Source organism: bacterium (assembly GCA_024224155.1).
Taxonomy (GTDB): domain Bacteria; phylum Acidobacteriota; class Thermoanaerobaculia; order Multivoradales; family JAHEKO01; genus CALZIK01.
In genome coordinates, this window is record JAAENP010000079.1 from 1 (window position 1) to 23,985 (window position 23,985).

The following is a 23,985-nucleotide window of genomic DNA, read 5'->3' on the forward strand; positions in this document are numbered from 1 at the left end:
AGCCGGTTTCCGGCTTACACAAGATAGGGCATACGAGATCTCCGCAGCCGGTTTCAGGGAGGCACTAGATAGGGGGTCAGAACGGCGCGACCACCAGGGGTCGCCGGGCACGCCGGGGTCGATGTAGGCGATGCAAGACGATGCGACCGGCCCTTCTCACCCCCAATCGGCCACCAGGGGTCGCTAAGGTCGTAGGGGTCGATGTAAGCGATGTAAGACGATGCAATCGGCGGCCCGTCCCAGTCGTGAAGCACCCCTCAGCGTGTCGGCACCAGGGCCAGAACGTCGCCAAAAGCAAAAGGCGGCCCCCAGGGTTCGGTGCCACCCCGGAGGCCGCCAGAGGCAAGATATGGATCAGGTCGGCGGCTGCTCCCCGCCCGGAGGGGGCATGCTCGGCTCCGGCTCTCCCGGGGCCTGCGGATCGCCCGGCATCCTTTTGTCCGGCCTGGCCTTCTCGGCGTCCCTCGCCGCGATCTCCGCAGGGGTCATCTCCCGCTCGGTGACTCCGAGCGGCCCGGTGTCGTCGCCCTCCCCCTTCTTTTTCTTCGCCTTCGGGGTGTTGGCGGTGTCCCTGACCCGCGCGGCTTTCTCCGCGGGGGTCATCTCCCGTGTGGCGGCCCCGGGCCCCTTCTCGTCCTTCGGCTTCTCGGACTTCCCCAGCTCCCGGACGACCCCGCGCTTCTCCCGCAGGAGGAAGCCGACCGCGACCAGCTCCTCGAGGTACTTCTCCTCGACCCCCAGCCGCTTGAGGTCCTTCCTCAGCTGGCCCTTGGCCCATTGCTTCTTCTGCTCGCCGTCGCCCGAGGTGAACATCTCCTCGGCCATGTTGCTCCGCTTCATCGCGGCGGCGAGGACCGGCCCGGCGACCGGGATCATCGCGACGACCTCCGGCACCACGGGCAGGTCGTCTATCTTCGCAAGGACCCTCCCGGTCCCCACCACGCCCTTTGCGAGCGCCTTCCCGATGCTCTTGAATGCTCCGAGTACTCCCACAGGTCCTCCTCCTTCTTGTACCGCTCAGGGCAGCGGCCAGATCTTGCGGTGCTCGTCCGAGTCGAGCATCCGCTCCTCCATCTGGGCGACCGTCATGCTCGGCCCGGTCCCGCCCAGCTCAAAGTAGTGGTTCTCCAGGGCGCCGTTGTAGAACGCCCGCCCGCCCTTGTCCGGCTCCCTCTTCAGGTACCGGCGGTAGGCGTCGACCACGAACCTGTCGTACGGCCTCGCCTCGAACGGCGGCGGCGGCGGCGGTGGTGGCGGTCCTCCTCCTCCGGTGATCTCCCGGACCGTGTCCTCCACGACCGTCTGCGCCGTCTCCGGCCAGCCCCCGTCCATCCCCCGGAAGGTGTGGAGCGTCGTGTAGATGTCGTTTCGCAGGAAGCACTCGTGCATGGCCCGGCACTTCCTCATGTCCGTGCTGCCCAGCCCCGCCCACTTCGGGATCAGCGGTACCCAGAAGTCCCGCTGGGCCTTGGTCATCAGGAGCTGAGACTCGTTCGCGTCGAGGAGCTCGTCCGGCCACTCGTTCCGCATGGCGTCCCCGGTCTCGTCCCAGTCGTACTCCCGCCCGTGCTTGTCCCTTGACCTGCTCCTCGGTGGGTGCGTGCAGGGGCCGTCGTAGCCCCTCGCCCCCTCGTCGCTCTCCAGGGGCGGGTCGTATCGGTCCAGGACCCCGCTTTGCGAGATCAGGTTGATCGGCTGGCTGGGCGCGTCTCGCACCTGCCACCGGGCGGCGATGTTGAGGAGCTGGGAGCGGGTGAACACGTCCGCGTGGGCCGTGTACTCGTTGCAGGCGTCCGAGATGAGGTTCAGGCCGCCGGGATCGACCCGGGTCTCGCCCTCCCCGTCTCCCTGCGTGTACAGCTTCTGCAGGTAGGCGCCGATCCCCTGTGCCGCAAGATAGTGCTCGTTCCACGCGCTGACGCCGTGTCTGAGCCGGGGGTCCGGGTGGTGCTTCGTCTTCCGTCCCGCCTCCCCCTTGATCGTCCAGAGCCACGGAACCTCGATGATGATGTCGTGCTTCCGGGCCAGGAGGATGAGCTTGCGGATCACCTTCTCCAGCTTGGGGGTCATGGAGAACCCGCCGCCCGTCCCGCAGCGCAGGTTGACCAGGCTCAGCGTGTTGGCCACGTTGGGCCGGTTGTATGGCGCGGGCACGCTCCCGTCGGTCGGCAGGTCAAAGTACGGCCCTCCCCAGAACATCAGCTCCACCGGGGAGCGCATCCTCCGACAGCCGAGCCCGAGCACGTCCCGCTCGATGTACCGCTCGGCCCGGTCCAGGTGGACCCCGCCTCCCTCTCCCCCGTGTCCCCCCTGGACCCAGGCGACGACGTGGTTCACGAACTTGAACCCGCCGACCCCCACGAAGTCGCGCGGGCGGACTATCTCCCCATCGATGGAATAGAACTTCCCCTCTCGGTCGACGTGGCGCTTCATCTCTCCCCCTGTGCGGTTTGCCTGCGTTTCGTGCGGCTCCCTTGCGGCTCTCGTGCAAAACGAGTGCGATTATCCTGCGTTTCGCCTGCGTTTCGTGCGTTCATGCGGTGCCCGGAGCGTCTCCCTCCGGCTCCTCGTAGGACTCCGCCCCCTCGGGCCCGCACTCGGTCGGCGTCGCGCTCATGTCCTCGGCCTTGGTCTCGTCGCGGCAGTCGCACCCCGTGGTGGAGAGCCCGGCCCCGTCGAAGTCGAAGTCGTCGTGCTCCCGTCCGGTCTTCTGACAGATCATGTCTCCCTCCCGATCTTCTTGAGCTTCGGCCCAAAGCCAAAAAGGCCCAGTAGCCGGTACAGCTTGCTGTCTCCCCCGTGCCACCCGCACCACTTGCCGGGTATATTACGTTGCCAGGTCGTCGTGCTCTCCAGGCGCTGGAAGGCGGGCTGACATCCCAGCCGTGTAAGCAAGATTATGATTCCCCTCGGAACGATCATGTCTCCTCCCTAGAAAGTGGCCTCATCACCATTTTCGCTTTTTGTGCGGGCATGGCCTAAGCGTCGGCCAGCGTCTTCCACACCTCCGGCAGGACCCGCGAGCCCTTCCATCGGCAGACCCGCTCCGACCGGCGGATGTCCATGTGGACGAATGTCCGGTACACCCCGATCCCCCGTACGCGCCCACCCGGTCGATGCGCCACCAGCAGCACCGCCTCGAGCAGGTCCGGCACCCCCAGGTGGCCCGGCGGCTCCATGTCCACCGCCGTCGCCTCCGGGTGCTGCGAGCGCCTGGCCCCCCCGATCTTGCTGTTCCAGGCCCACGTCCGGTAGCCCGAGGACACCCGGATCGGGTAGCCCCCCAGCGTGGTCCTCACGAACTCGAACTCGACCGACAGGGGGTAGGCGCGCTCGATCCGCTTCTCCTCCGGATACGGGGTGCCGTCGTTGCAGTTCAGCTCGCGCCACGTGAGATGGGGAGACGGCCCCCATTGCCAGAAGGCCGTCTCCCACGGGGTCTCGATCAGGGCGGGCTCGACCAGGTTCACGCAGCCGGCCTGTGCTTGTTGCCCCACTCCTTGGCCACCACGAATCCGCTCGAGGCGAAGGCCCCGGAGACAAGCCCCGCGGTGAACACGTCCTTGATCGGCAGGATGTCGATCCCCGTCTGCTGAAGCACGAGCGGCGCGGCCATTCCGAGGACCATGGCGATCAGCGGGATCGCGTAGGCGGCCTTCTCCTTCAGCGATGGCAGCAGCTTGTTCTTGAGGATCTGAACCAGAAAGGCGACCAGCCCGAAGTTGGCGGCCAGCGCCAGGTAGTACCACGGGTTCGTCGGATCCGGCTCGACCGGGACCGGCGCGTCCTGGACCAGCGCCAGCAGCGGCATCGGGGCCAAGAGCAAGAGCAAGATCAAGGTCAGCAGAAATAAGCCTTTGTTTTTCATCGGGACCTCCCTCCCTTTTAAGCCTATCATCGGTTATCTTTTTCCGCGCGAACGATCGCGAGCTCGTATTCGTCCGCCTCCTTCATGCCGACGGCCTGCTTCAGCCCGCTCCACGCCTTCCGGCGCACCTCCAGCCGGTACTCGGCCTCCTCGTCCGGCGGCGGCAGCCGCTCCGGGTCGCTCGCCGACTCCCCGATCGTGACCACGAACGACGACGTCCACCCCGGCGCCATGACCAGGTTGTCCTTCTCGGGGTGCTCGACCTCGTGTATCTCGCGGCGCTTCCCGTCGGTCGAGGAGAACACGACGTTGTAGGGCGGCACGTCCGCGGCCAGGAAGACCACCGGCCTCGGCGGCGCCTGCGACATGGCGGCGTAGGCGATCGGCGTTCGGGGCAGCAGCGAGGCCCCGTTGGCCTGCGACAGGTCGTTCACCCCGGACTGGAACATCGCCGGCAGGCCGAGCCCCAGGAAGAACGCCTTCTTGAGCTCCCTCTCCTCGAACGCCAGCGCGATCGCCGCCCCCATGAGGGAGAACATCAGCATCCCGATCAGGTAGGAGGCGCCCGGAAGGTCCGCCCCTCCGGTCAGCCGGGAGGCCACCCTGAAGATGTTGGGGGCGACCCCGCCGAAGCCACCCGCCAGCGCCACCGCAATTCTGGGGTCCATGGTCAGTCCTCCTCTTCGCCGTTCTGTCCGTAGGGGCACTCGAAGTTCTCCATCGTCGTGTTGAGCTTCTTCAGTAGGGAGTTGGTCTCCGTCTGGAGCCTGATCATGCTCCGAGGCAGATACCAGAGCGGCGTCCCGTCCTCGTCCACGAGCTGATGCTGCTTGTATAGCGTGATCAGCTTCTGCCGGTCCTCCTCCACGAACGAACCCGGCTTCCCGTTCTTGCCGTTCCGCCTTGCGGCCAGCACCTCGACCACCCTCACCATCGCATACAGGACCGCCAGGAGCCCCCCCACGACGATCGGCTGGTTCGCGATCTGCTGCACGTCTCCTGCTTGCATTTTCCCCTTCCTAGGTCCCGTGCTCGATGTGGTTGGTCAGGCGCTCGTCCAGGGCGCGGAGGTTGGCCCGAAGCGTGGTCGTTTGTTTCGTCAGCATAGCCACTCGCCTCCGGAGCATGTTTATCTCGCGGAGGTCCGCGTCCTGTCGGCCGCCCTGCCGTCTCCGCAGCCGCTCCGTCCTCCTCGTCGCCGCATCCGGCATCAGAACCCCGCCACCGGAAACACGTCCTCCTCGAGGGTCACGCTGTACGCCCAGTTGTCGTAGGGGACCTTCCCCAGCGGGATCGTGTGCTTGGAGACCCGCCCGTGTATGACCTCCGGCTCGTGCTCGTCAGGCACCATGATGACCGGCTCGTCTCCCTGCTCGGAGCCGTGGATGACCGTCTCGAACATCTCGTCCCGGTCGGCCTTGTTCGTCGCGATGAAGTCCATCACGAGGTCCAGGCTCGGGCGGTAGGCCTCCCGCTGCGTCAAGAGCTGCCCGGTCTTGGCCGTGCGCACGTCCGTCCTCGGCTGGCGCGGCACGAACTTCCATCCCCATCTCATCGCGGCCCCGAGGACGTTGTGGTGCCCGACCGCCCACTCCCCGATCCAGATCGGGTCGCCCACGGCCTGCGTGCCGATCAGCAGCTTCACGTATCGGTGGGTCTCCTCGTGGTCAAGGACCGCGTAGAACGACGGCTGCGCCATCGTCAGGATTCCGTTCGAGAAGAAGCCGGAAGACGGGGAGTCCGAGAACTGAATGTCCACCTCGGCCCCGCTCGGGATGTTGTGGCCGTGGATCGACGCGAAGTCCACGGTCGGAATTATGTGGCAGTCGTCGAAGTAGACGCTGTTCGCCGCGATGTTCCCGCAGATTATACGCAGGTTGGTCGTCGCCTGGGCCCCGCTCTCGACCGTGAAGAGAAAGTCCACGGGCTGCCAGCTCGCCCCCGTCCTCGACGATAGCGCCACCTTGGAGGCCTGCCAGGAGCCGGAGCTATGGAGCCATTTGTAGGTGTCGAGATCCTGGACGTAGAACCTGGCGTTGGTCGAGACGCCGTCCCCATAGAAGGACCAGCCCACCTCGTATTCCTTCCCGGTCATCACGGCGACGTCCTGATACATCTCCTTTATGCCGGTCAGCTTGAGCGAGTACGTCCCCTCGGATACGGTCGTGGACTCCTTGGCGTAGGAGCCCGCCCCGGCCCCCTCCTTCCACTTCAGGAGCGTGTCGCCGAGCCAGTCTTCGAAGCCCTGGTTCAGGAGAAAACTGATGTCCGCGACCACCTCCACGTCCGCCGCCACGGAGCCGAACTTGAACGGGTAGCTCGGGAGCCCGTGGCCCAGATACGACCCCGGGTACAGGGTCTCCGCGCTCGGCGTCGGCGTGAACGAGGTCGCCCTTCTCATCGCGTTCGCGTAGTAGCCGGGAAGATAGAGCATGATCAGTCTCCGAAAAGGGCCTGGATCTCCTCGAACGGCAGGGCCTCGGGAAAGACGTGGAAGTAGCGTAAGACGCCGTCCGGGGGGTTAGAGTCGTTCATGTTCGGCGTTCTCCCGAAGTAGAAGAGCGACTCCGCCGCCTCGGCGAGGTCCGTCGTGAACTCCACAGGTTCGGATTCCTGCCAGGAGTTGGGATCGGTCCTGATCTCAAAGACCACGTCCGCCCCTGCCGACGGGGTCCAGGCCGCTATGTAGGGCGCAGCATTGCCGCCATGAGTGGGTGAGGATGCGTCGTAGCCGACCTCCAGATAGTTGGAAGCATCGCCACCGAAATAGACCAATACAGCGAAATACGCCGTACCTTTTTCTAGGATCAAGTCGTCATCAATATCAAACCGGATGAACTCTGCGGAGGCTGTAATCTGCTCCACGTCGAGAAGCTCGCTTCTAGCATGTTCTCCACCAGGCACGCCCGTTGACCCATAGACACCCAAATGAGAGTAAATGGCAACATAGTAGTTCCCTGTTGGACTTCCCGTTTTCTTCAGGTAGAAACCTACGCTGCCGATCTTGCCCCCGTCGCCCTTGAACGATTGTCCGACGGCGTTGTAGGTATTATTCAGGGGGAACCAGGAGTCCTGATTCGACTCGGCATACTCGTCGCAGATCTTACCCTTTGGCATGTGAATGAATACTTGCCCCTGCGCGCTCTCCTTCCCCAGCTCCCCGTCGTCGAGCCACCGGACGCCCACCTTGATCGGGTCCCCCGCGTCGAAGCAAAGACCGGATAGATCCGAAAAGTGATTTGTGCCAGCATAGCTCCAGTTGACCCTCCACCGCGCCGAGCCGATCCCCCAGTAGAGCTGGATGAAGTTCGAGCTGTCGTGCTGGAGCCGAAAGAGGTACTTGGTGTTTCCGGTCCCGGACTCGTCGTGGTCCCAGGTGGGGACGAACTCGAGCGCGATGGTCGCGTGCTCCGCCGGTATCGTCAGGCTGTCCGGGTTGCGGACCGTCACGTAGCAGGGCTCCCGCTCGTAGGTCCCCGTCTCCCCGACGATCGGGCTCGTCGGAAACATGCCCTCCTCCATCTGGACGTGGAAGATCCAGTTCGACTGGTGGGCCGCGTTCCGGGAGTAGAGCGTGAGCGTGTAGTTCTCCCCGACCCCGGGACCGAGGACGTGGGGCAGCCGGAACCTCTCCGGCCCGATCAGCGCGAGCGGAACCTCCAGGAAGACCTCGTCGTGGTCCCACGTCCCGTCGAGCGCCTGGATGAAGAACCCGTCGCTGTGCCGCTCGAGCGAGAAGGCCAGTGCCTCGCCGCTCTCGTCCCAGTGCCACCAGCTCAGGCACATGTCGGAGCTGTCGACCACCCCGATCTCCTGCTGGAGCGCCCCGTAGTCGTGGTCGGGGTCCTCGGCGCAGTAGATCTTCGCCGCCAGCTGCGTCACGGACGCGTGGAAGAGCTTGGGGACGGCCTCGCCCTCGAACTCCACCGCCATCCAGAGGGACGTGACCTCCGTCGTCGGCCCGTTGGCCCCGCGCTGGAAGACGAAGGCCAGCGTGCCGTTCCGGAAGTCCTCCGGGGTCCAGTCCCGCGAGGCCGTGCAGTCCCAGGAGCTTGTGACCCAGGAGGTCGTCAGGCCGATGTTCGGGCCCGTGTCGATGTAGCCCGCGTCGATGTTCACCCGCAGCTTGTAGTTGTCGTTCGAGTTCGAGTCGGTCCTCCTGGCCCTGGCCCAGATCACGACCTTGTTGACCTTGAGCATGTTCTCGGCGAAGGTCGGGTCGATGTAGAAGCCGAGGTGCGAGGTGGCGGCTGCGGAGTTGCGCGTGTTCTCGGTCGTCGCGTCGTCGTGCGACACCGGGTCGCCCGGGTCGGAGCACTGGACCTCCGTGTACCCCGTCGTGGGGTTGAAGTTCTCGTCGATGAACACCGTGTAGGGGCGGAAGACCTTTATCCCCCCGCCCGAGGGCATCGCCGAGACGGCCCCGTCGCCCATCGAGGCGTCCGTCCAGCCCGTGAGGCCGTGCTTGAAGGCGGGGTTGTCGACGTAGTTGGGCTTCGCGCCCTCGATCAGGAGGCCCTCCGGGGTCAGTGGTGCCTGGTCGATCCCGAACTCATGGAAGAGGCCGTCCGGGCCCATCGCCCACGAGAGGCTATCCCGGGTCGTCTCCGTCTCCCCCTGGAGCGGCGCCAATCGAAAGAGCCCGTCGGCGCGCTCCGTCATCCCGAGCGGGGACCGGAGCGAATTGTAGTAGCTCATCGCCCGGCGCTTCATGTCCACCAGGCCCAGCTCGACGAGCCGGTCCTCGGGCCTCAGGGCGATGGACTCGATCCTCGCCAGCCGCTCCGGGGAGCCGCCGTAACCGAATCCCTCCCCGCTGTGCTCCAGGCCGTCCTTGTGCTTGAGCTGGAGGTCGTCCATCAGCTCGCGGGCGTAGAACTCCGTCGGGACCGTGATCTGGTAGGTCTTCCTCACGAGCCGCCGCCGGTTCAGCTCCTCGCTCGAGAGGACTCTCATCGCGAGGTCCGGCATCTCCGCGTGCACGTCGTAGTAGGAGTCGCTCGGGTCCGCGGCCTGCCAGATGTTCTCCTTGAAGTCGAACGGGAAGCGGAATCCCGTGTGCACCGGCCAGGTGTACTCCCGCACGAAGCAGTCCGGGATCTCCCTCGTGACCTCGTCCCTCGCCGGCACCGATGTCCCCCGGTAGAAGAACCGGCAGGAGTTGTAGTGCGGCATGACCCCTGAGTGCCACATCTCCGCGTCGACGGAGTTCATGAAGAACCCCGGCCAGATGGCCACGTTCCCCAGATACCCCCCGGGTGCGCCTATGATGCCGGAGGCCGTGGCGCCGATCACCAGCGCGGCCTCCTTCGGCACGGTCGGTATCTCCACCAGCGTCGCGTCCGTGTGCCAGCTCACCCCGTCCTGGTAGATGATCATCCCCTCGTGCTCGTCCCACGTCACGAGGTAGCTGTAGGTCACGTCGATCGTGACCGAGGGCGAGTTCGTGCTGGTCACGTTGTTGTGGCTTATGGTGAAGATGTCGCCGCTCGCCCCCGAGAAGTTGGTCGCGACCCCCAGGCCTGGCTTGACGTTGACGTCCTTCTCGCGGATCACGGCCCCGGTGTTCGTCCGCCGCCTCTGGTACCAGAACCCTATCGTGTACCGCAGCGCCCCGTCGAGCAGCTGCCGTGGTGGCCAGCGGATGGTGAGCTTGCCAGCATCCTGCGTGTCGGCGTTCGTGTAGTCGAGCATCAGGTCGCGCTCCAGTCCTGCTCCATCGTGTGCGTGACCCCCCAGCTCTGGGAGAGGTCCATGGCGCGGGTCGTGTCCACGAACTTCTCGCCGACCCAGTCGTAGCCGTGCCGGACCTTCACCTGGTCCGCGAGCATGTCCTCCTTCGGTGTCGTCACGAGATTAGACACCCCCTCCATCTCCCCGACGAGGTGCGGCTGCGTGCCCCGGCGAACGTCGTGTCGGTCTATCCGCGCCGCCACCCGGCCCATGCTGTCCCAGAAGATGGGGATGTTCCAGCGCCCCGACCAGCGGTTGAGCACCTGGTAGCCCGTCTCGTCGGAGTAGACGATCGTTCGGCCCTTGATTCCACGCTGCCGGAAGTAGCCGGCGGCCTCGATGAAGCTCGCCACGTCTATCCGGCCCCCGCTCTCCGGCGAGAGCCAGGCCCCCCGCTCGTAGGAGCCGAAGAGGTGGTTGATCATGAAGTGCAAGATCTGCTCGGCGGGATTCATGATGGGTCGCTGGTTCCGCCAGAATCCAGAGAAGGCGGCCCCCGCGTAGCTCGTCGCGATCTGGACCGAGGCCCCGTCCACGTCCACGGTGATCGCGTTGTCCCCCGCGTCGGTGGCCGGATAGACCTCCGTGAGCCACCGCCCGTTTCTCTCCACCGGGACGGCGATCGTGTACTTGTTGCTCTCCGCCCGGGGGTCCAGCATCGTGCCCCCCTGGTAGGTCTGGAGCGGCCACGACTGGCCCACGGACACGAAGTACTGCTTCCCGTTCGTGTTCACCTTCTCGCAGGCGATCGGCCCCCCGCCCACGATGGAGTCGAAGGAGCCGTAGATCGCCTTCATCGCGACGTCCTCCATCTCGTCCGGCAAGTTCGGATACAGGTCCCGCGTGATGAACCCGATCTTGTTGTCCGACCGCATGACCAGGTCGTCCGGCGCCAGGGTCAGCGTTATCTCGGGGATGCTCCCCCGCGGCGTCCATCGCTTCAGCGAGCCGTCGAAGACGGTCATCCAGCTTCCCGCGTCCACGTCCGGCGAGAGCAGCCGGATCCTCGCGGGCGAGCCCTCGGCCTTCCCGTCGAGAACCCCCGTCAGGAGGCGCGATAGCTCCCTCCTGTGGTCCAGCAGCACCAGGTTGGCCTCGACAGGCTGGAGCTTCCCGCTCTTATCCGAGCGCTGGCGCTTCACGTTCCCGATGCTCTGCGCCTTCATCCGGTAGAACTCCTCGGAGGTTGGCAGCGAGGCCGTCGCAAATCCCATCGTGTTGTCTGGGAACTCCACCTGCACGCCGACGTAGGTGTTGTTCCGCCCCGTCACCTCGGCGTACATCGCGTCCGGCATCTTCCCCTCCGGGGCGGAGGAGGCAGGCGCCCCCGCCGACATCGTCGAGGCCGAGCCGAAGTTGAGGACCGTCCAGGAAGGGCTGTCGCAGTCGTCCTCGACCGCCGTCGGGGTCCCGTCGTGTATCTCCCCCTGCTCCTGTCCGCCGAGCTCATGCGAGACCACGTTCTCGCCCGGCGTGAAGTCGCCCGGCCACCAGAACAGCGGCGTGTGGACCCCGGGGTAGCGCTCCCGGCTCCCCTGGATCCGGTATCCCGTGTAGAGCGCCGCGATGTTGCCCGCGTGGTAGTCGGCGGCGAACCGGTCGGCCTCCTCGTCCGTCGGCTTCGCGCCGGGAAAGACGACGACGTTGTCCATCCTCACCGCGGCCCCCCGGTCGGTCGCCCCCCCGGAGCCGCAGATGTGAAGGTCGATGTCCTTGTTGTTCCAGATCGTCCCGTTCTCGTCGCTCTCCGAGTCCGTCTCGTTCTGGAAGACGCCGTTCAGGTACCACCGCCCCCGGTTGCTCCCGGCCCAGGCGAAGACGAGCGAGTACCAATCCAGCAGCGACATCGCCGTCTGGCATCGATGGTAGCGGGCCGTTCCGCCGAGGTCCTCGTAGACCATCTCGGGTTTGGTCTGGTAGTTGGCGAAGTCGAACCGGATGGCCCAGCCCTGGACGTGGTCGGTCTTCCCCATGAGATAGCCCCACGTCCCGTGCTCGTCCGCCAGGTTCACGCGGGCCGCCCAGATCATCCCCCGAAACCCGTCCATGTACGCGGCCTCGACCGGGTCGAACCGGATGTAGGCCCCGTGGTCGTTCAGGGCGCCGAAGTCGATCATATCCCCAGGGCCTCGCGAAGCCTTTGTATCAGCTTTCGTATCCGAGGGGCCTTCCTCGGCTTCAAGGTGACGATTATCGAACCGCTCGGGCGCTTGGGCGAAGGGTCGATCGCGGCGTCCCAGTCGAGGAGCTCCATCTCTTCCAGCTCTGCTTTGCCGAAGTCGATCATGCCGCCAGCAGCCTCGCGCCGACCATGTGGGCGTCGGTCCCGTCGTAGGTGTCGTTCGCGTGCGTCCCCTCCCGGGTGAGCGCCAAGATGAATCGGTCTCCCGGAGCAAGCGAGGGAGTCGTGAAGGAGACGGTCGCGATGTGGAGAGAGTCTCCGGCGGTTCGGGGGTCGTCCTCCGTCGCCGAGTCGCTGAACGCCGTGTCCCACGCCTCGCCGTCCGCCCTCCCGAGGAGCTGGACCTTCCACCTGACCGTCCCGGTCGTGGAGGTGTCGGAGACCCAGTCGATCTCCACCTCGACGTCCCCATCCGCCGTGTAGATGTCCGATTCCGGCATCACCCCGAAGACATAGACCACCTCGTCCGAGGCCGGGTCGAACTTGAGGTGGTTCCAGGGAAAGTTGGACCCGACCGTCAGGTCAAACGCGGGGGCGCTCGAGCCCGGCCTCCTCATCGCCCCGACGTCCCATTCCTTGATCAGAACCGACATGCTATAGCCTCCGCTGACGCCCTTCCTCGGCGGCGTCCGTCGCCCCGCCGTATCCCTCCCGCAGCGCGATCCCGACCGCCTCTCCGATGGCCTGGGCCGTCTGATGCGGGTCGCCGACGATGGCGCCCGCCATGTTCACGCTCACCTGCGGCCCGCCTCCCGCCGCCCCGGCTATGTCCTCCAGGCTCGGCGGATCGTGGGTGGTTTGGCTGAGGTCGCTCACCGGGATGATCACCTCCGGCACCTCGCCCACCACGGCCAGATGTGGGCTCGTGACCAGCCCGCCGTGCTGGTAGTGGGGCGGCTCGCCGTTCCCGTGCCCGCCGTTCCCGCCGTTCCCGTTCCCGCCGTTCCCGTTGCCTCCTGGAACGTCGATCGCGCCCGCCGCGGCAGCCGCTGCGGCAGCCGAAGCCGCGATGTCGTCGAACCCCTCCGCGGCGCCGGTCGCCGTCTCCCCGAGCTTCTCGATCTGCTCCGACGTCGCCCCGAGCAGCTCGGCCACGAGGATCATCGCGTCCGCCATCACGTACATCGGGTCGGCCTTGAACGCGATCCCGGCGGCCTCCGCCTGCTCGATCAGGGCCGCCGTCGCCGGGTCGAGCGCGTGTCCGTACTGGTTGCTGGCGTCGATCATCGCCTGGAGCAACGGAGCCATCTGCTGGAGGGCCTCCTGCTCGGTCAGGCCCGCGGCCAGGAGCTGGTCGAACGCCGACAGTCCCTGGTGCTGGATCGCGTTGAACGACTCCGCCGTCAGGTAGCCCGTGTTCGCCAGTCCCGCCAGGGTGCCCGTCAGCCCCTGGAGACCCTCGAGGAGCGGCCCGAACTGCGGGTCTCGGGCGATGTCGAAGAAGCGCGAGATGCCGGCCAGCGGTCCCTCCGGTCCCAGGGCGATCCCCAGCTCCTCGAACTTCGCCTTGAGCGCATCGAACGCGGGTCCCATCGCCTCCGTCGCGGCCAGGATGCCCATCTCCTCCACCGCCGCGAAGAAGGTCGTCGCGAATATCTCCGCCTGTGCCAGGGCGTCCTCCTGGGTGACGATCTGGATGCCGCCCACCATGGCCCCGACCCCCGCCACCGCCTGGTTCAGCTGCTCCGCCATGAAGGCCACGATCCCCGGAACGTCCTCGCCGAGCCGCTTCGCGGACTCCACGATCTCGAACATCTCGCTGCTCATGACATCGCCTGCCGCGACGGTCTCGGCTGCCATCAGCTGGAACGCCTCCCCCACCTCCTGGAGCCCGGTCGCCATCGGGATACGTCCCGAGACCGTGGCATCGACGAGGTTCATGACCGCGTTTCTCGCCTTCAGCATCCCGAACTCGGCCACGCCCCCGGCCTCCGTGAACGCCTCGCTCAGAAAGAGGAGCGAGGTCGTCATGACGTCCAAGTTCAGGTCCTTCGAGGCGTCCCGGATGGCCTCGTTCAGGCCCTTGCTGACCGCGTTGCCGATGCCCCTCCGGATCTCCTTCTCCGCGTTCCTGGCGGCCCGACCCCGGAAGAACCCGACGAGCGCCCCGACCCCGGCTCCGATGGCGGCCCCGTACGGCCCGAATTTGGACCCGACGGAAAAGCCAGCCAGGGCGCCCTTGGCGGTCCGGCTTCCCGTGCTCCCCTCCGAGGTGAAGGCCCCGATCGAAGCGACCCCTCCCGCAATGGTAGACGCCCCCGCCGCTATCTTCGACGACAGCGAGCCCTCCATCCCCTGGATCGTCTTGGTGGAGTCCAGGAGGGCTGGCATCGCGTTGAGAAGCGTGGCTATGCCCGCGATGGCCTGGCCGATCCCACTCTGGGCACTGATGCCGAAGACCTCGAAGATGGCCGCGACCTCCAGCATGACCTGGCCGAAGCTCTGCATCGCCTCCTCGGCTGCCTCGGAGCTGGTCCTCACGTCGAACCCGAGGATGTTGCTCAGGTCGTCCAGCTCCTTCTGCGTCTGCGGGAGGATCTCGAGCTGGCTCTCGTATCCCTCCAGCATGTCCTCCATGGCCGCGTCCATCTGCTTGTAGACCGCCTCGAGCTTGGTGTTCTCCAGCTCGAGGACGCTGATGGCCATCGCCGCCAGCCGGGCGGCCCTCTCCAGGGCCTCCGCCCGCTCGACGACCGCGTCCAGCGACGCGGCGACCTCGATGTTCTCCTCCCTCCAGACCTTGATCATCGCGGCCAGGCGCATCGTCTCCCCGGTCGTCAGGGCCATCGCCCCGCCCTCGATCTCCACGGCCTTGGCCAGGTCCCTTGCGTCCTTCTCCGCGTCTCGCACGGTCTTGACCATGCTCCGGAGTCGGTTCTCCGCCGCCTTGGCCTCGTTGGCCATCTTCTTCAGCTCGCCCTTGACCAGCTCCGTCGCCTTCTTGTTCTCCAGCAGCTCCTGGGTCGTCATCCCCAGGCGGCTCGCCACCTGCTCCAGCGTGTCGCGGGAGACCCCCATCGCCGTGGCGAAGCGGTCCATCGCGTCGAAGCTCTGCTTGATCCCCTCCGTGTTCTCCGCCATCAGGCCGCGCTGCTCGTCCAGGCTCCCCATCACGATCCCGATGGCCTCGTTCCAGTCGGTGATCTTTCGTCCCGCGAGCGCGGTCGCCTCCACCAGGATCTTGGTCTCCTGCGTCGACGCCGGCACGGCCTGCTGGTATATCCCGAGCCAATCCAATACGGAGGCGTAGGCGCTGTCTATCGTCTCCCGGAGGCCCGTCCACTCCAGGATCCAGTCCGTGATCTTGAACGCCGCGATGCCCACCCCGAGCGCCGCGAGCGCGCTTCCCAGGAACGTCAGGGCCGTGGTGACCACCCCCGCGCTCACCCCGAAGGCCCCGAAGCCCGCGGCCAGCGCCGGCCAGATCGCGATGAGCGAAGCGATCCCCTGTCCGATGAACCCGATCACTATGAGGAGCGGCCCCACGGCGGCCACCAGCCCGGCGACGGCGACGGCGGCCAGCTGGAGCGGCTTCGGCCAGGCCGCGAACCACTTCGCCGCGGACTCCACCCACTGGATCAAGGGCTCCATCGCCACGACGAAGTCCAGGACGATCGGCATCAGCTTGGACCCGATGGCGATCGCGGCGTCCACGATCCTCCTCCAGGCCATGCCCATCTGCTCGTTGAACGCCTTGAGCTGGGCCTCCGCGACCTCCTTCGCCGCTCCCCCGGCGCTCTCCAGGCTCTCCTGGTACTGCCTCATCGCCTCGCTCGTCCCGATCAGGGTCTGCAGGAAGATGACCGACTTGTCCGTGAACCCGAGCTGGAGCAAGGTCGCCTTTTTCTGCGCGTCCGACATCCCCTCCAGGGCGTCCTCCAGGTCCCCGATGATGTCGGCCATGTTGTTGAAATTGCGGTTCTCGTCGAAGACCGCCACCCCCATCGTCTTGAACGCGTCCCGGTTCTTGATCGCCTTCGTGGACAGCTCCCGGAGCACGATGTTCAGGGCGGTGCCCGCGTCCTGCGCCTTCACGCCCTGGTCGGCGAACGCCGCGAGGACGGACACCCCCTCCTCGATCGACTTGTTCGCTATCTTGAGGGCCGCGCCCGCCTTCGTCGTCAGGGACTGCGAGAACTGCTCCACCGAGGCGTTGGCGAGCTGGTTCGCCCGCACCAGCACGTCGGTGACGCGGGTCAGGCCGGCGAGGTTCTCCTGCACGTCGTCGGACTTCAGTCCGAGGGCGGACTGGGCGTCCGTCGCCAGGTCGGTCGCCGTCGCGAAGTCGAACATGCCGGCCTTGGCGAAGCGGGCCACCTGCGGCAGGGCCGCGATGGATTGTTGGGCGTCCATCCCGGCGGAGGTCAGGAAGAAGTAGGACTTGGCGGCGTCGTTCGCCGCGAGGTTCAGCTCCTTGGAGACGGTCCGGGCGACCTTCTCCATCTCCCCCCGGAGTTGTGCCTGCCCCGACGCCGTCAGCTCGGATGCCCCGGAGAACTCGCTCATGATCGCCATGGACTGCGTCATGGCGGAGTCGAAGTCGGAGGCGAACTTGAGGGCGGCGGCCCCGGCGGCCACCAGCGGCACCGTGAACGCCATCGTGGCCGTCTGCCCGGCCTGGCGAAACCCGGAGGCGGCTCCCTGGAGCTGCCGCTGGGCGGCGCGCATCTCCCGGCTGAACTGGCCCGTGTCCAGTCCCATCCGGATCAGGATGTCCCCTAGATTAAGAGCCACTAGACACCGGCCTCCCGTGCTGGTCCAAGATGGCTGGCTTCTGCATGTCCACCCCCTTCTGGGCGTGCATCCGCGCCGTGAACTGCTTCACGAAGTCCGCCATGGCCTCCGGGGTGGAGGCCTTGTCCGGGTCGGGGCGGCCCCAGTGCTGCATGAACTCCTTGGGGGAGAAGGGCTTGCCCCGCTTCTTGCGGTTGCGGTTCACCTCCGCGACCACGGAGGCGATCAAGGCGGACAGGTACTCGTCGAACTCCGCCCCGAAAGGCTCGAGCTGGCTGAATGCGATCCACTCTGTCAGCTCCTCTCTCGACATCCTGCGGACCAGGTCGGCCCGCGTCATCCCGAGCGCCAGTGCTAGTCGAAAAGTGAATCGGCGTTCGGGGTCTTGCCTAAATTTTCCTGAAACTTGTCAACGGCGCCCGTCCCGATCCCGCTCAGCTCGTGTGCCTTGTTGGCGATGGTCGCGATCGGCCCGCTCGCCTTCTGCATCAGCACCTGGAGGTGGTCCTTCTGGAAGATGCGCTTGCCCCCGTCCTTCGCCAGGGCATCGTACGTGCAGAGGATCGCCACCTTGGCCTGGTAGCCCACCATGTTGAAGTTGCGGTTGCCGATCGGCCCCTCCGTGCACGACTGGGTGAGCCGCTCGTGGTCGATGCTGCTCAGGCCCCGCACGAACACCGTGTCCTCGCCCGTCTCCTCGTTCGCCCACTCCGGCACCTGGATCTCCTCCTCCTTGATGTCGGGGGCACTGAGGATCGTTTTGGCGGCCAGGACCTTGCCGCCCTTCTTCTTGGTGGCCTTCCTCTTGGTGGCCTTCTTCTTGGCCGGGGCCTTCTTGCGCGGCGCGGCCACGGCGGCCGGGGCTGCCTTCTCGGGTGTCTCGGTCTGCTCCGTAACCTTGTCCTCTGGCTTCATCTCGTTCATGGTTCTTTCCTCCTCCGGCACCCGACATTGGGTGCCCCACGAGAGGAGCATACATCGTGGGAACCATGGCAGGGTTCGGAAAAAAGAAAGGGAGACGGCGATAGCCGCCTCCCGTCTCTTTCCGGAGACATCGGCTCCGGCTTCCCTGAGCCTGGCCCGGACCCTACCAGCCCGGCGGCGTCGCGTACTCGAAGTTGGGCAGGCCGGACACCTTCAGGGTCACCGAGGAGGTGATGACCTCGTCGATGGGGAAGGTGAGCGGCAGGCCGGTCACGATGCCCTGGAACAGCCACGTGAAGCCGATCCCGGGCGGGAAGACCAGGTTGTAGTTGTCCACCGCCCTGTCGAGCTGCGCCTTCTGGAGCCCGGCCTTCGCCCCGTGGCTCGGCTCGCCCGGCTGGAACGCGCAGTCGAACGTGAGCTCGCCCGGGTCGATCAGCCCGGCCTTGAACTCACGGACGCCGCCCTGGGACTCGTGGTTCGTCACGTCCAGGATGTCGGTGGCCATGCTCGGCCCGCTGATGGACCGAACCTCGGCGATCGCGCTGTAGTTCTCCGGGGTCTGTCCGTCCCCGCGGTCCAGCCGCGTGCCGAGGCCGAAGATTGCTCTGCTTGGGTATGCCATCTTAGCCTCCTATCCCTGCGCCTGAATCGGGAAGCGGACCACCGCGAGCTGGAGGTGGTCGTCCTCTGGGGTAACGGTCACCAGCCCGCCGACCTCCCATCCGTCCCGGGGGAAGATCTGAAAGGCCCGCACCGACCCCGCCGGGATCGAGGCGTTGGTGATCGGTCCGTTTCTGGCGGTCCTCGACGCGGGCGCCGAGGCGACCGTGATCGTGTAGGCGTCCCCGCTGTCGTTGTAGACCAGCAGGAGCTCCTTGCCCGTGCACCGGAAGCTGTTGCCGTTCGTCGGGTCCCCGGCCACGAACCCCGGGTCGGCCGGGGTGCTCGTGATGACGGCCTCGTACCCTGCCGGCGCATCAACGACGGTTAGTTCAGTAGCTGCCATGTCTGCCTCCTATCCTTGCGCCTGGATCGGTGCCCGAAGCACCGCCACGAATACCAGCGCGTTCGAGACCGCGATGGAAACAAGACCGCCGCTCTCCCAGCCGTCGCGCGGAAAGATCTGGAAGACCCGGAAGACTCCCGCCGGGATCGAGGCCGCCGTGATGTCCCCCGTCCTCCCGGACACGGAAAGCGGCTGGCTCGTCACCGTGACCGTGTAGGGCGCGCCGCCCTGGTTCCACACAAGGAGGATCTCCTTGCCGGTGCAGCGGAACGTGTCGCCAGCCACAGTCCCCGCGACGAAGCCGGGATTGACGGGCGTAGATGCGATGTCGTCCTCGTACCCCTCCGGCAGGTCTACGACCGTGAGTTCTGCCATGTTATACCTCCATGAAAAGCGGTCGTCCCTGCGGGTCGACCAACGATGATTGGACCACCTTTGCGGGCTCCTCCTGCTTGAAGTGAACCTCCATCACGTGCCCGAGCGTCCTCTCCCTGTCCGTGTCCTGGCGACCGCACAGGGTGCACCGCCAGGTCTCGAATCCGTTCCATCGTCTCCCAGGCTTGACCAGATCCGATAGTTCCGTCAAGTCCTTTTGATCACAAAGTTCATCGTCCATTTGAAGCGCTTCCTCTCGTCCCGTCCCATCTCGGCGATCCCGCCCAGCGGGACGGCCCCCAGTAGTACCGACCCATCCGAGGCCGTGTTCGAGATGTCCAGCAGGGCGTCGTAGATCTCGTCCGACCGCACCTCGCCGGTGAGGAAGACCCGGTCCCTCACGATCACGGCGACCGTCTCGTTCTTGATCCGGCGCAGGTCGTGCGAGCGCTGGGCCGCCATGCCCCCGCCCTTCTTGATCAGGACCGCGTCCCCCGGCTCGTCCTCCATGGAGAACTGGAAGACGTCCTTGCCCGCCCCAGACATCGTCACGAGGCCCCGGTCCTCCAGGTATCGCGCCAGGTCCTGCGCCACGGTCGTCATCGGACCAGCCTCGGCGCCTTGACCTTGTTCACGGCCCGCTCGAGCGCCCGGTCCGCCGTCCTCGGCAGGTACGCCTCCGCCACCGCCATGACCGGGTTGATGACGTAGAAGCGGCCTCGCCCTCGTGGCGAGCCCAGCTGGTGCACGACGATCGCGTACTCGATCGGCCTTCCCCGAACCTCGCCCTCGATCCCGCCCGACTTGATCGTGACCATCGAGGTGGTCTTGCCCTTGCTCACCTTGGTCCGGCGGGCGCTCCCCTGGAGGTCCCCGGTTTGGACCGGAGTGGCGTCCATGACGTTGGTCACGGCCTCCTCCGCTATCTTGTCCAGGGCCCGGCTGAACTGCGTGAGCAGCTCCGGCACCACGGCGGCCATCGCCTTCTCGACCAGCTTGGTCTCAAGGATGATCCGGGGCTTCTTGAGTACCCCCGGCTTGCTCGGCCCGAATACGAGCGGCCCTCCCCGTGTGGCGACGATCGGCATCAGGCGCTCCCCGTCCTTCGTCCGCCCACGATGACCGTGGTGTGGTGCCCGAGCTCCGTCGTGGTCACGGGGTTCTCGTCCGTCCACGAATGGACCTTCAGGATCTCCGGCTGGCTCACCGCGAACCGCCCGTTGCTCGGCATCGTGATCCGGTCCCTCTCCCCCACGGCGTAGATGTCATCGAGCGCGACCCGGTGGCTGGACTTCGCCACGTCCCCGCTGTCCCTCGGGATCTCCTCCACGTGGGCGTCGATCTTGGCGCGGTAGGTCACGGCGGCCCCGAAAGTCTCCACGTTGCCGAAGTCCTTGCTGACCCACGGCTCGATGACGACCTCGTCCACGTACAGCTCGAGCAGGTCCGGGTCGACCGGCATCAAGACCGCCTCGTCCACCAGCTCCGCGTCGGCGCGCACGCCCGCCAGCAGGAGCCAGGTGGGCAGGTCAACGGCCCACCACCGCTTGCCTGTTCTCATGTCCTAGCGTCCCCACGTAACGTGCTCCCCGTCCATCGTCTGGCTCTTCTTGGCCTCCTGCACCAGCGCCTCGACCCTTTCGTAGAAGGCCTTGTTCTCGGGGTTGAGGTTCCGAACCCCCTCCCCCATCTCGCGCACCCTGCGCAGGGCGCCGTCCCTGCTGTAGGACCTCAGCACAGAGATGGCCGTCAGCTTGGCCATGCGCATCCGGCTATCGGATAGGACGGCTCGCCCGTTGTCCTTCTTGCTCTTTCTCGCCATGCTCACCCCTTCAACGAGGAACGGCCCCTATGATGGCCCTGAATCCCGTCTGCCACTTCACGGCGTTTTTGGCCAGCTTCTGCCGGACGCCCTCCAGCTCGTCGACGCCGCACAGCGTCATGAGCCAGGGATACTCCAGCTTTTCCAGGCAGATCATCTTCTGTCCGTTCTCGGCCACGTGGATGAACTGCCGCTCGACGATGAAGACGGCGGCGAGGTCTCCCTCGCTGACCTCCCTCATCACGGAGGCCACCCTCCGGGCCGGCAGCCCGCACTTGTTGCACACGGCCTTCGCGGGCGACTTGTTCTTGCTCACGCGGCCCTCCTCATCGGGTTGGCCAGGTAGAAGGCGTCGGGGCACAGCCCGAAGCGCCTGGCCAGCACCGAGTCCTCGTCGTTGCCGAACCCCGTCTCGTAGGTGAGCGTGGTGTCGCCGACCTTCTTGCTCTTGACGTCCGCCGTGCGCCGCACGTGGCGATAGTCCCAGATCACCTGGGCCAGGCAGGCCTGCTCCAGGTCGGCGGGAAAGTTGACTGGGACCTCGGTCCCCGTCTCGGTCGGGAGCTTTTGCTTCGGCATCATCCAGCCCGCCTCGTAGTCGATTCGATACACCGGCTCCTCGGTCCCCGGCATCGGGGCTCCGACGGTGCTGAGCTGAAGTCCCAGCGGCGCCGATCGCATCGCCGACCAGCCCCAGCCGTACTTGCGGAAGAGGAATCCCGCGGCCCGGTCCTCCAGCAAAACGCTGTCCGTGACGTCCTGGCCCGTGGCCCCCTCGATCAAGATCTCAGCGCTGACTATCTCCACGGCCAGCAGGTTGACGATGGGGGTCCTCGTGACCATCAGGCTCGTGTCGCCCATCCCGGGCAGGGTCTCCTTGTACCGGCAGAAGGCGACCCCCCTCAGGTTGGTGAACCTCAGCAGCCGGTCGGACGCTCGCTGGATCCTCTTCAGCAGCGACCCCTCCTCGTCGGTCCCGGTGAGCCCGAGCTCGGCCTTGACGTCCTTGATGTCGCACCAGAGGGTGTGGTCCGGGGCGGTGCCCTCGATCTCGATGTGCGACGTGATCACGCCTCACCCCTTCCTGACGCCGGACCTCTGCTGCCGGTCGCGATGCCAGGAGGGACGCGAGGCCCCCTCCCTCATCACGCGCCGGGTGGCCCGGAGCAGCTCCAGCTCCCGCCGGTTCCGCTCGGCGTCGCTGGGCTCACTTTTTGGCTTCGGTTTTGGAGGCTGCATCCTTCTTGCCGCCTTTCAAGAATTTGTCGCCTGTCTTCGCGTCGCTCTTCTCGGCCTCGGCCTCGACCCGCTCTTCCTCGTGGGCCGTCGCCGCTCGTTGCGCGTCCATCTCGCCGGTCATGTCGCCGGCGCTTATCTTCCTGGCTCGCCTGAAGGAGGCCGCCGCATCCTCCTCGTCCCGCGACAGCTTCCAGCCCCCCAGCGTGTCCTCCACGCTCACGAGCTCGCCGGTCTCCGCGTCCCGAATCTTGATCCCCCTCGGGTTCTTCGGCGCCGGCATGGCCGTTCCGGTGACGCAAAGGCGTCGTGCCTGGCTCTCCGGCAGGCCCCGCTCCTCTCCCTTGTTGTAGGGTGGGTGCTTTTCCAGCAGTATGACGCGGAGCTTCCGCTCCTCGATGTGGTCTTGCGGCATCGGTGGTCTCATATGTAGTCCTCCCGGTTATGGGCGGTCCCCGGTATCTGCGTTCACCAGGCTCTCGGTACCCCTGTGAGAAGTCGTTACCCCTCCACGAAACCGAGGGCCGCCCGTTCCGGATCAGTCTACCACCGAGCGCTACTGCATCGCGGCCCAGCTGCCCTTGAGTCCTCCCTCGAACGGCCCGGCCTGAGCACCGTGGAAGACCCAGAGGCCGCTGATTATGGCCGTGTCGGCGTGGCTCGCGTCGCTTAGGGTGCAGGTGTACTGGCACTGGATGTATCGTCTGGCGCCCGTGAGGTCGTACCTCTGCTCGAGCACCCCGTAGGTGGTCGTCTCCTGCTCGCTGATGGTCAGCGACGGCAACGTGATGTCGGGCGGCTGCGCGCTCGCCCGATGGTCGAAGTCGGACACGTTCGTGCTCATCCCCGCGTTGTCCGCGTGTCGCACGTTCGCGATCAGGACGCACGTCTCGTTGTGCCCGAGGGTCGCCACGCACCCGATCGCCAAGAGCGCCGCGAGCCCCTTCCGGCTCGAATCGCTCGAGGAATGCGGGGCGATCGCGAACCTGTCGATCGCGTAGCCATTCTGCTCGACCGCGTCCTTGGCGTCGCCACCGGTGATGGTAACAGCGGCCAGTGCGCCCTCGGCCTTCAGCACCGCGCCCTGGTCGAGATAACTTGCAAGTCCTGCCATGGTCTTCTCCTCCTCGTTTGGCCTGCGGGGGGAGGCCCCTCACGAAAAGGGGCCGTTCCCGATTAGACTCGTCGATTATGTTCCGTACAGCACGCCGCTAACGACGGCGATGCCGAAGTCGTGCCGCATCCCGATGTCGTGCTGCATGATCACCCGGACCACGGTCTGGTCCCGGCTGTAGGACGAGCGGAGCGCCGCTCCGTCGTAGTAGGCCGCCTCGCTGGAGGAGTCCACGCGCAGACCCTGGGCCTCGCCCACGACCACCTCGTTCCAGTCGGCCAGGTAGAGCTCGGACTCGTTGGTCCCCCCACCGAGATCCTCGGGGATCTGGGTGGTCACCTTGAAGGGATACCCGTTGAGGTTCCCCGCCAGCATCTCCGCGCGGAAGGCGTAGTTCTCGTTGGTGCCGGTGCGGATGTGCTTCAGTGCCAGCTCCGTCCGGGAGCTCATGAGCCAGCCCGGGCGGACCATGCGGATGTCCTTGTCGCGAAGGGCCAGCGCCGCGTTCCGGAGGTCGGCCTCGATGTTGGTCAGCGCGGTTCCGCTTGCCGGAACTACGTTCACGGCGGGCACCTGATAGCGGAGCCCCTTCGGGGTGAACTGGGTGCCGTCGTCGCGGATGAAGGCGGCGTCCTGCCGCTGGGCCATCGCGGCCACGGCGTCGTCTCGGATGATCGCGTCCGCGTTCAGGGTGGCGAAGGTGAGAAGGTCGTTGCTGACCGGGATCTCCGCCTTCAGCTTCTTGCGGATCAAGACCAGGTTCCCGAACTCCGGCTCGGTGATCCCGCCGGTCTGGTTCTCCCCCACGTAGCTCGCGGCCGAGCCCTGGTTGATCTTCGGCACCTCGAGCGCGCCGGTGGACAGGTCCATCGTGCGGGGACCCGAGGCCATCACCACGGACTCCGGTCGCAGGTACTCGATGACCTCCGAGGCGAAGGCCGGGGCTATCAGCGCCCCGCCCGCGGTGAAGTCCGAGGCGGACAGCGAC

At 66.3% G+C, this 23,985-nt stretch carries 26 protein-coding genes; all 26 read right to left on the reverse strand.

Annotation, left to right across the window (positions count from 1 at the left end; translation table 11 throughout):
* Nucleotides 1-354: 354 nt before the first annotated feature.
* The gene (locus GY769_04345; protein ID MCP4201145.1) at nt 355-993 is read right to left on the reverse strand and encodes a hypothetical protein; all 639 of its coding nucleotides are present in this window, start codon (nt 991-993) and stop codon (nt 355-357) included.
* A gap of 24 nt (nt 994-1,017) precedes the next feature.
* A complete protein-coding gene (locus GY769_04350) occupies nt 1,018-2,433 on the reverse strand; it encodes a hypothetical protein (GenBank protein MCP4201146.1) in 1,416 nt (471 codons plus the stop codon).
* Nucleotides 2,434-2,533: 100 nt separating this feature from the next.
* Nucleotides 2,534-2,722: a hypothetical protein gene (locus tag GY769_04355; protein ID MCP4201147.1), complete on the reverse strand. Its 189-nt coding sequence runs from the start codon at nt 2,720-2,722 to the stop codon at nt 2,534-2,536.
* A gap of 256 nt (nt 2,723-2,978) precedes the next feature.
* A complete protein-coding gene (locus GY769_04360; protein ID MCP4201148.1) occupies nt 2,979-3,497 on the reverse strand; it encodes a hypothetical protein in 519 nt (172 codons plus the stop codon).
* The gene (locus tag GY769_04365; GenBank protein MCP4201149.1) at nt 3,467-3,868 is read right to left on the reverse strand and encodes a hypothetical protein; all 402 of its coding nucleotides are present in this window, start codon (nt 3,866-3,868) and stop codon (nt 3,467-3,469) included. Before GY769_04365 ends, GY769_04360 begins: the two co-directional genes overlap by 31 nt.
* Nucleotides 3,869-3,894: 26 nt before the next feature.
* Nucleotides 3,895-4,536, reverse strand: coding sequence for a hypothetical protein (locus GY769_04370; GenBank protein MCP4201150.1), 642 nt, complete (start codon nt 4,534-4,536; stop codon nt 3,895-3,897).
* A gap of 2 nt (nt 4,537-4,538) precedes the next feature.
* The gene (locus GY769_04375) at nt 4,539-4,877 is read right to left on the reverse strand and encodes a hypothetical protein (GenBank protein MCP4201151.1); all 339 of its coding nucleotides are present in this window, start codon (nt 4,875-4,877) and stop codon (nt 4,539-4,541) included.
* A gap of 201 nt (nt 4,878-5,078) precedes the next feature.
* Nucleotides 5,079-6,302, reverse strand: a complete 1,224-nt coding sequence (locus tag GY769_04380) for a hypothetical protein (GenBank protein ID MCP4201152.1) — start codon at nt 6,300-6,302, stop codon at nt 5,079-5,081.
* Nucleotides 6,303-6,304: 2 nt separating this feature from the next.
* Nucleotides 6,305-9,562 carry a hypothetical protein gene (locus GY769_04385; protein MCP4201153.1) on the reverse strand — a complete coding sequence of 1,086 codons (3,258 nt, stop codon included), beginning with the start codon at nt 9,560-9,562 and terminating at the stop codon, nt 6,305-6,307.
* Nucleotides 9,562-11,718, reverse strand: coding sequence for a hypothetical protein (locus GY769_04390; protein MCP4201154.1), 2,157 nt, complete (start codon nt 11,716-11,718; stop codon nt 9,562-9,564). The genes GY769_04385 and GY769_04390 overlap by 1 nt, the downstream gene beginning before the upstream one ends.
* Nucleotides 11,719-11,884: 166 nt before the next feature.
* Nucleotides 11,885-12,376, reverse strand: a complete 492-nt coding sequence (locus tag GY769_04395; GenBank protein ID MCP4201155.1) for a hypothetical protein — start codon at nt 12,374-12,376, stop codon at nt 11,885-11,887.
* Between the two features lies 1 nt (nt 12,377).
* Entirely contained in the window at nt 12,378-16,517 is a 4,140-nt protein-coding gene (locus GY769_04400) for a phage tail tape measure protein (protein MCP4201156.1), read from the reverse strand.
* A complete protein-coding gene (locus tag GY769_04405; protein ID MCP4201157.1) occupies nt 16,507-16,857 on the reverse strand; it encodes a DUF4035 domain-containing protein in 351 nt (116 codons plus the stop codon). The genes GY769_04400 and GY769_04405 overlap by 11 nt, the downstream gene beginning before the upstream one ends.
* A 14-nt stretch (nt 16,858-16,871) precedes the next feature.
* The gene (locus tag GY769_04410) at nt 16,872-17,441 is read right to left on the reverse strand and encodes a hypothetical protein (GenBank protein MCP4201158.1); all 570 of its coding nucleotides are present in this window, start codon (nt 17,439-17,441) and stop codon (nt 16,872-16,874) included.
* A gap of 163 nt (nt 17,442-17,604) precedes the next feature.
* Nucleotides 17,605-18,066, reverse strand: coding sequence for an outer capsid protein Hoc (locus GY769_04415; GenBank protein MCP4201159.1), 462 nt, complete (start codon nt 18,064-18,066; stop codon nt 17,605-17,607).
* A gap of 9 nt (nt 18,067-18,075) precedes the next feature.
* Nucleotides 18,076-18,450 carry a hypothetical protein gene (locus GY769_04420; protein ID MCP4201160.1) on the reverse strand — a complete coding sequence of 125 codons (375 nt, stop codon included), beginning with the start codon at nt 18,448-18,450 and terminating at the stop codon, nt 18,076-18,078.
* A 9-nt stretch (nt 18,451-18,459) separates the two neighbouring features.
* Nucleotides 18,460-18,825: a hypothetical protein gene (locus tag GY769_04425; protein MCP4201161.1), complete on the reverse strand. Its 366-nt coding sequence runs from the start codon at nt 18,823-18,825 to the stop codon at nt 18,460-18,462.
* Nucleotides 18,826-19,032: 207 nt separating this feature from the next.
* Nucleotides 19,033-19,428, reverse strand: coding sequence for a hypothetical protein (locus tag GY769_04430; GenBank protein ID MCP4201162.1), 396 nt, complete (start codon nt 19,426-19,428; stop codon nt 19,033-19,035).
* Nucleotides 19,425-19,913 (reverse strand): HK97 gp10 family phage protein, encoded by a 489-nt coding sequence (locus GY769_04435; protein ID MCP4201163.1) that lies wholly within the window; start codon nt 19,911-19,913, stop codon nt 19,425-19,427. The genes GY769_04430 and GY769_04435 overlap by 4 nt, the downstream gene beginning before the upstream one ends.
* The gene (locus GY769_04440) at nt 19,913-20,386 is read right to left on the reverse strand and encodes a hypothetical protein (protein MCP4201164.1); all 474 of its coding nucleotides are present in this window, start codon (nt 20,384-20,386) and stop codon (nt 19,913-19,915) included. Before GY769_04440 ends, GY769_04435 begins: the two co-directional genes overlap by 1 nt.
* 3 nt (nt 20,387-20,389) lie before the next feature.
* Nucleotides 20,390-20,647 carry a hypothetical protein gene (locus GY769_04445; protein MCP4201165.1) on the reverse strand — a complete coding sequence of 86 codons (258 nt, stop codon included), beginning with the start codon at nt 20,645-20,647 and terminating at the stop codon, nt 20,390-20,392.
* A 10-nt stretch (nt 20,648-20,657) separates the two neighbouring features.
* Nucleotides 20,658-20,963 carry a hypothetical protein gene (locus tag GY769_04450; GenBank protein MCP4201166.1) on the reverse strand — a complete coding sequence of 102 codons (306 nt, stop codon included), beginning with the start codon at nt 20,961-20,963 and terminating at the stop codon, nt 20,658-20,660.
* A complete protein-coding gene (locus GY769_04455) occupies nt 20,960-21,718 on the reverse strand; it encodes a hypothetical protein (protein ID MCP4201167.1) in 759 nt (252 codons plus the stop codon). The genes GY769_04450 and GY769_04455 overlap by 4 nt, the downstream gene beginning before the upstream one ends.
* A 136-nt stretch (nt 21,719-21,854) precedes the next feature.
* Nucleotides 21,855-22,298, reverse strand: coding sequence for a hypothetical protein (locus tag GY769_04460; protein ID MCP4201168.1), 444 nt, complete (start codon nt 22,296-22,298; stop codon nt 21,855-21,857).
* Nucleotides 22,299-22,439: 141 nt separating this feature from the next.
* A complete protein-coding gene (locus tag GY769_04465; GenBank protein MCP4201169.1) occupies nt 22,440-22,997 on the reverse strand; it encodes a hypothetical protein in 558 nt (185 codons plus the stop codon).
* Nucleotides 22,998-23,072: 75 nt separating this feature from the next.
* On the reverse strand, nt 23,073-23,985 hold a 913-nt coding region (locus tag GY769_04470; GenBank protein MCP4201170.1), incomplete at its 5' end, for a phage major capsid protein.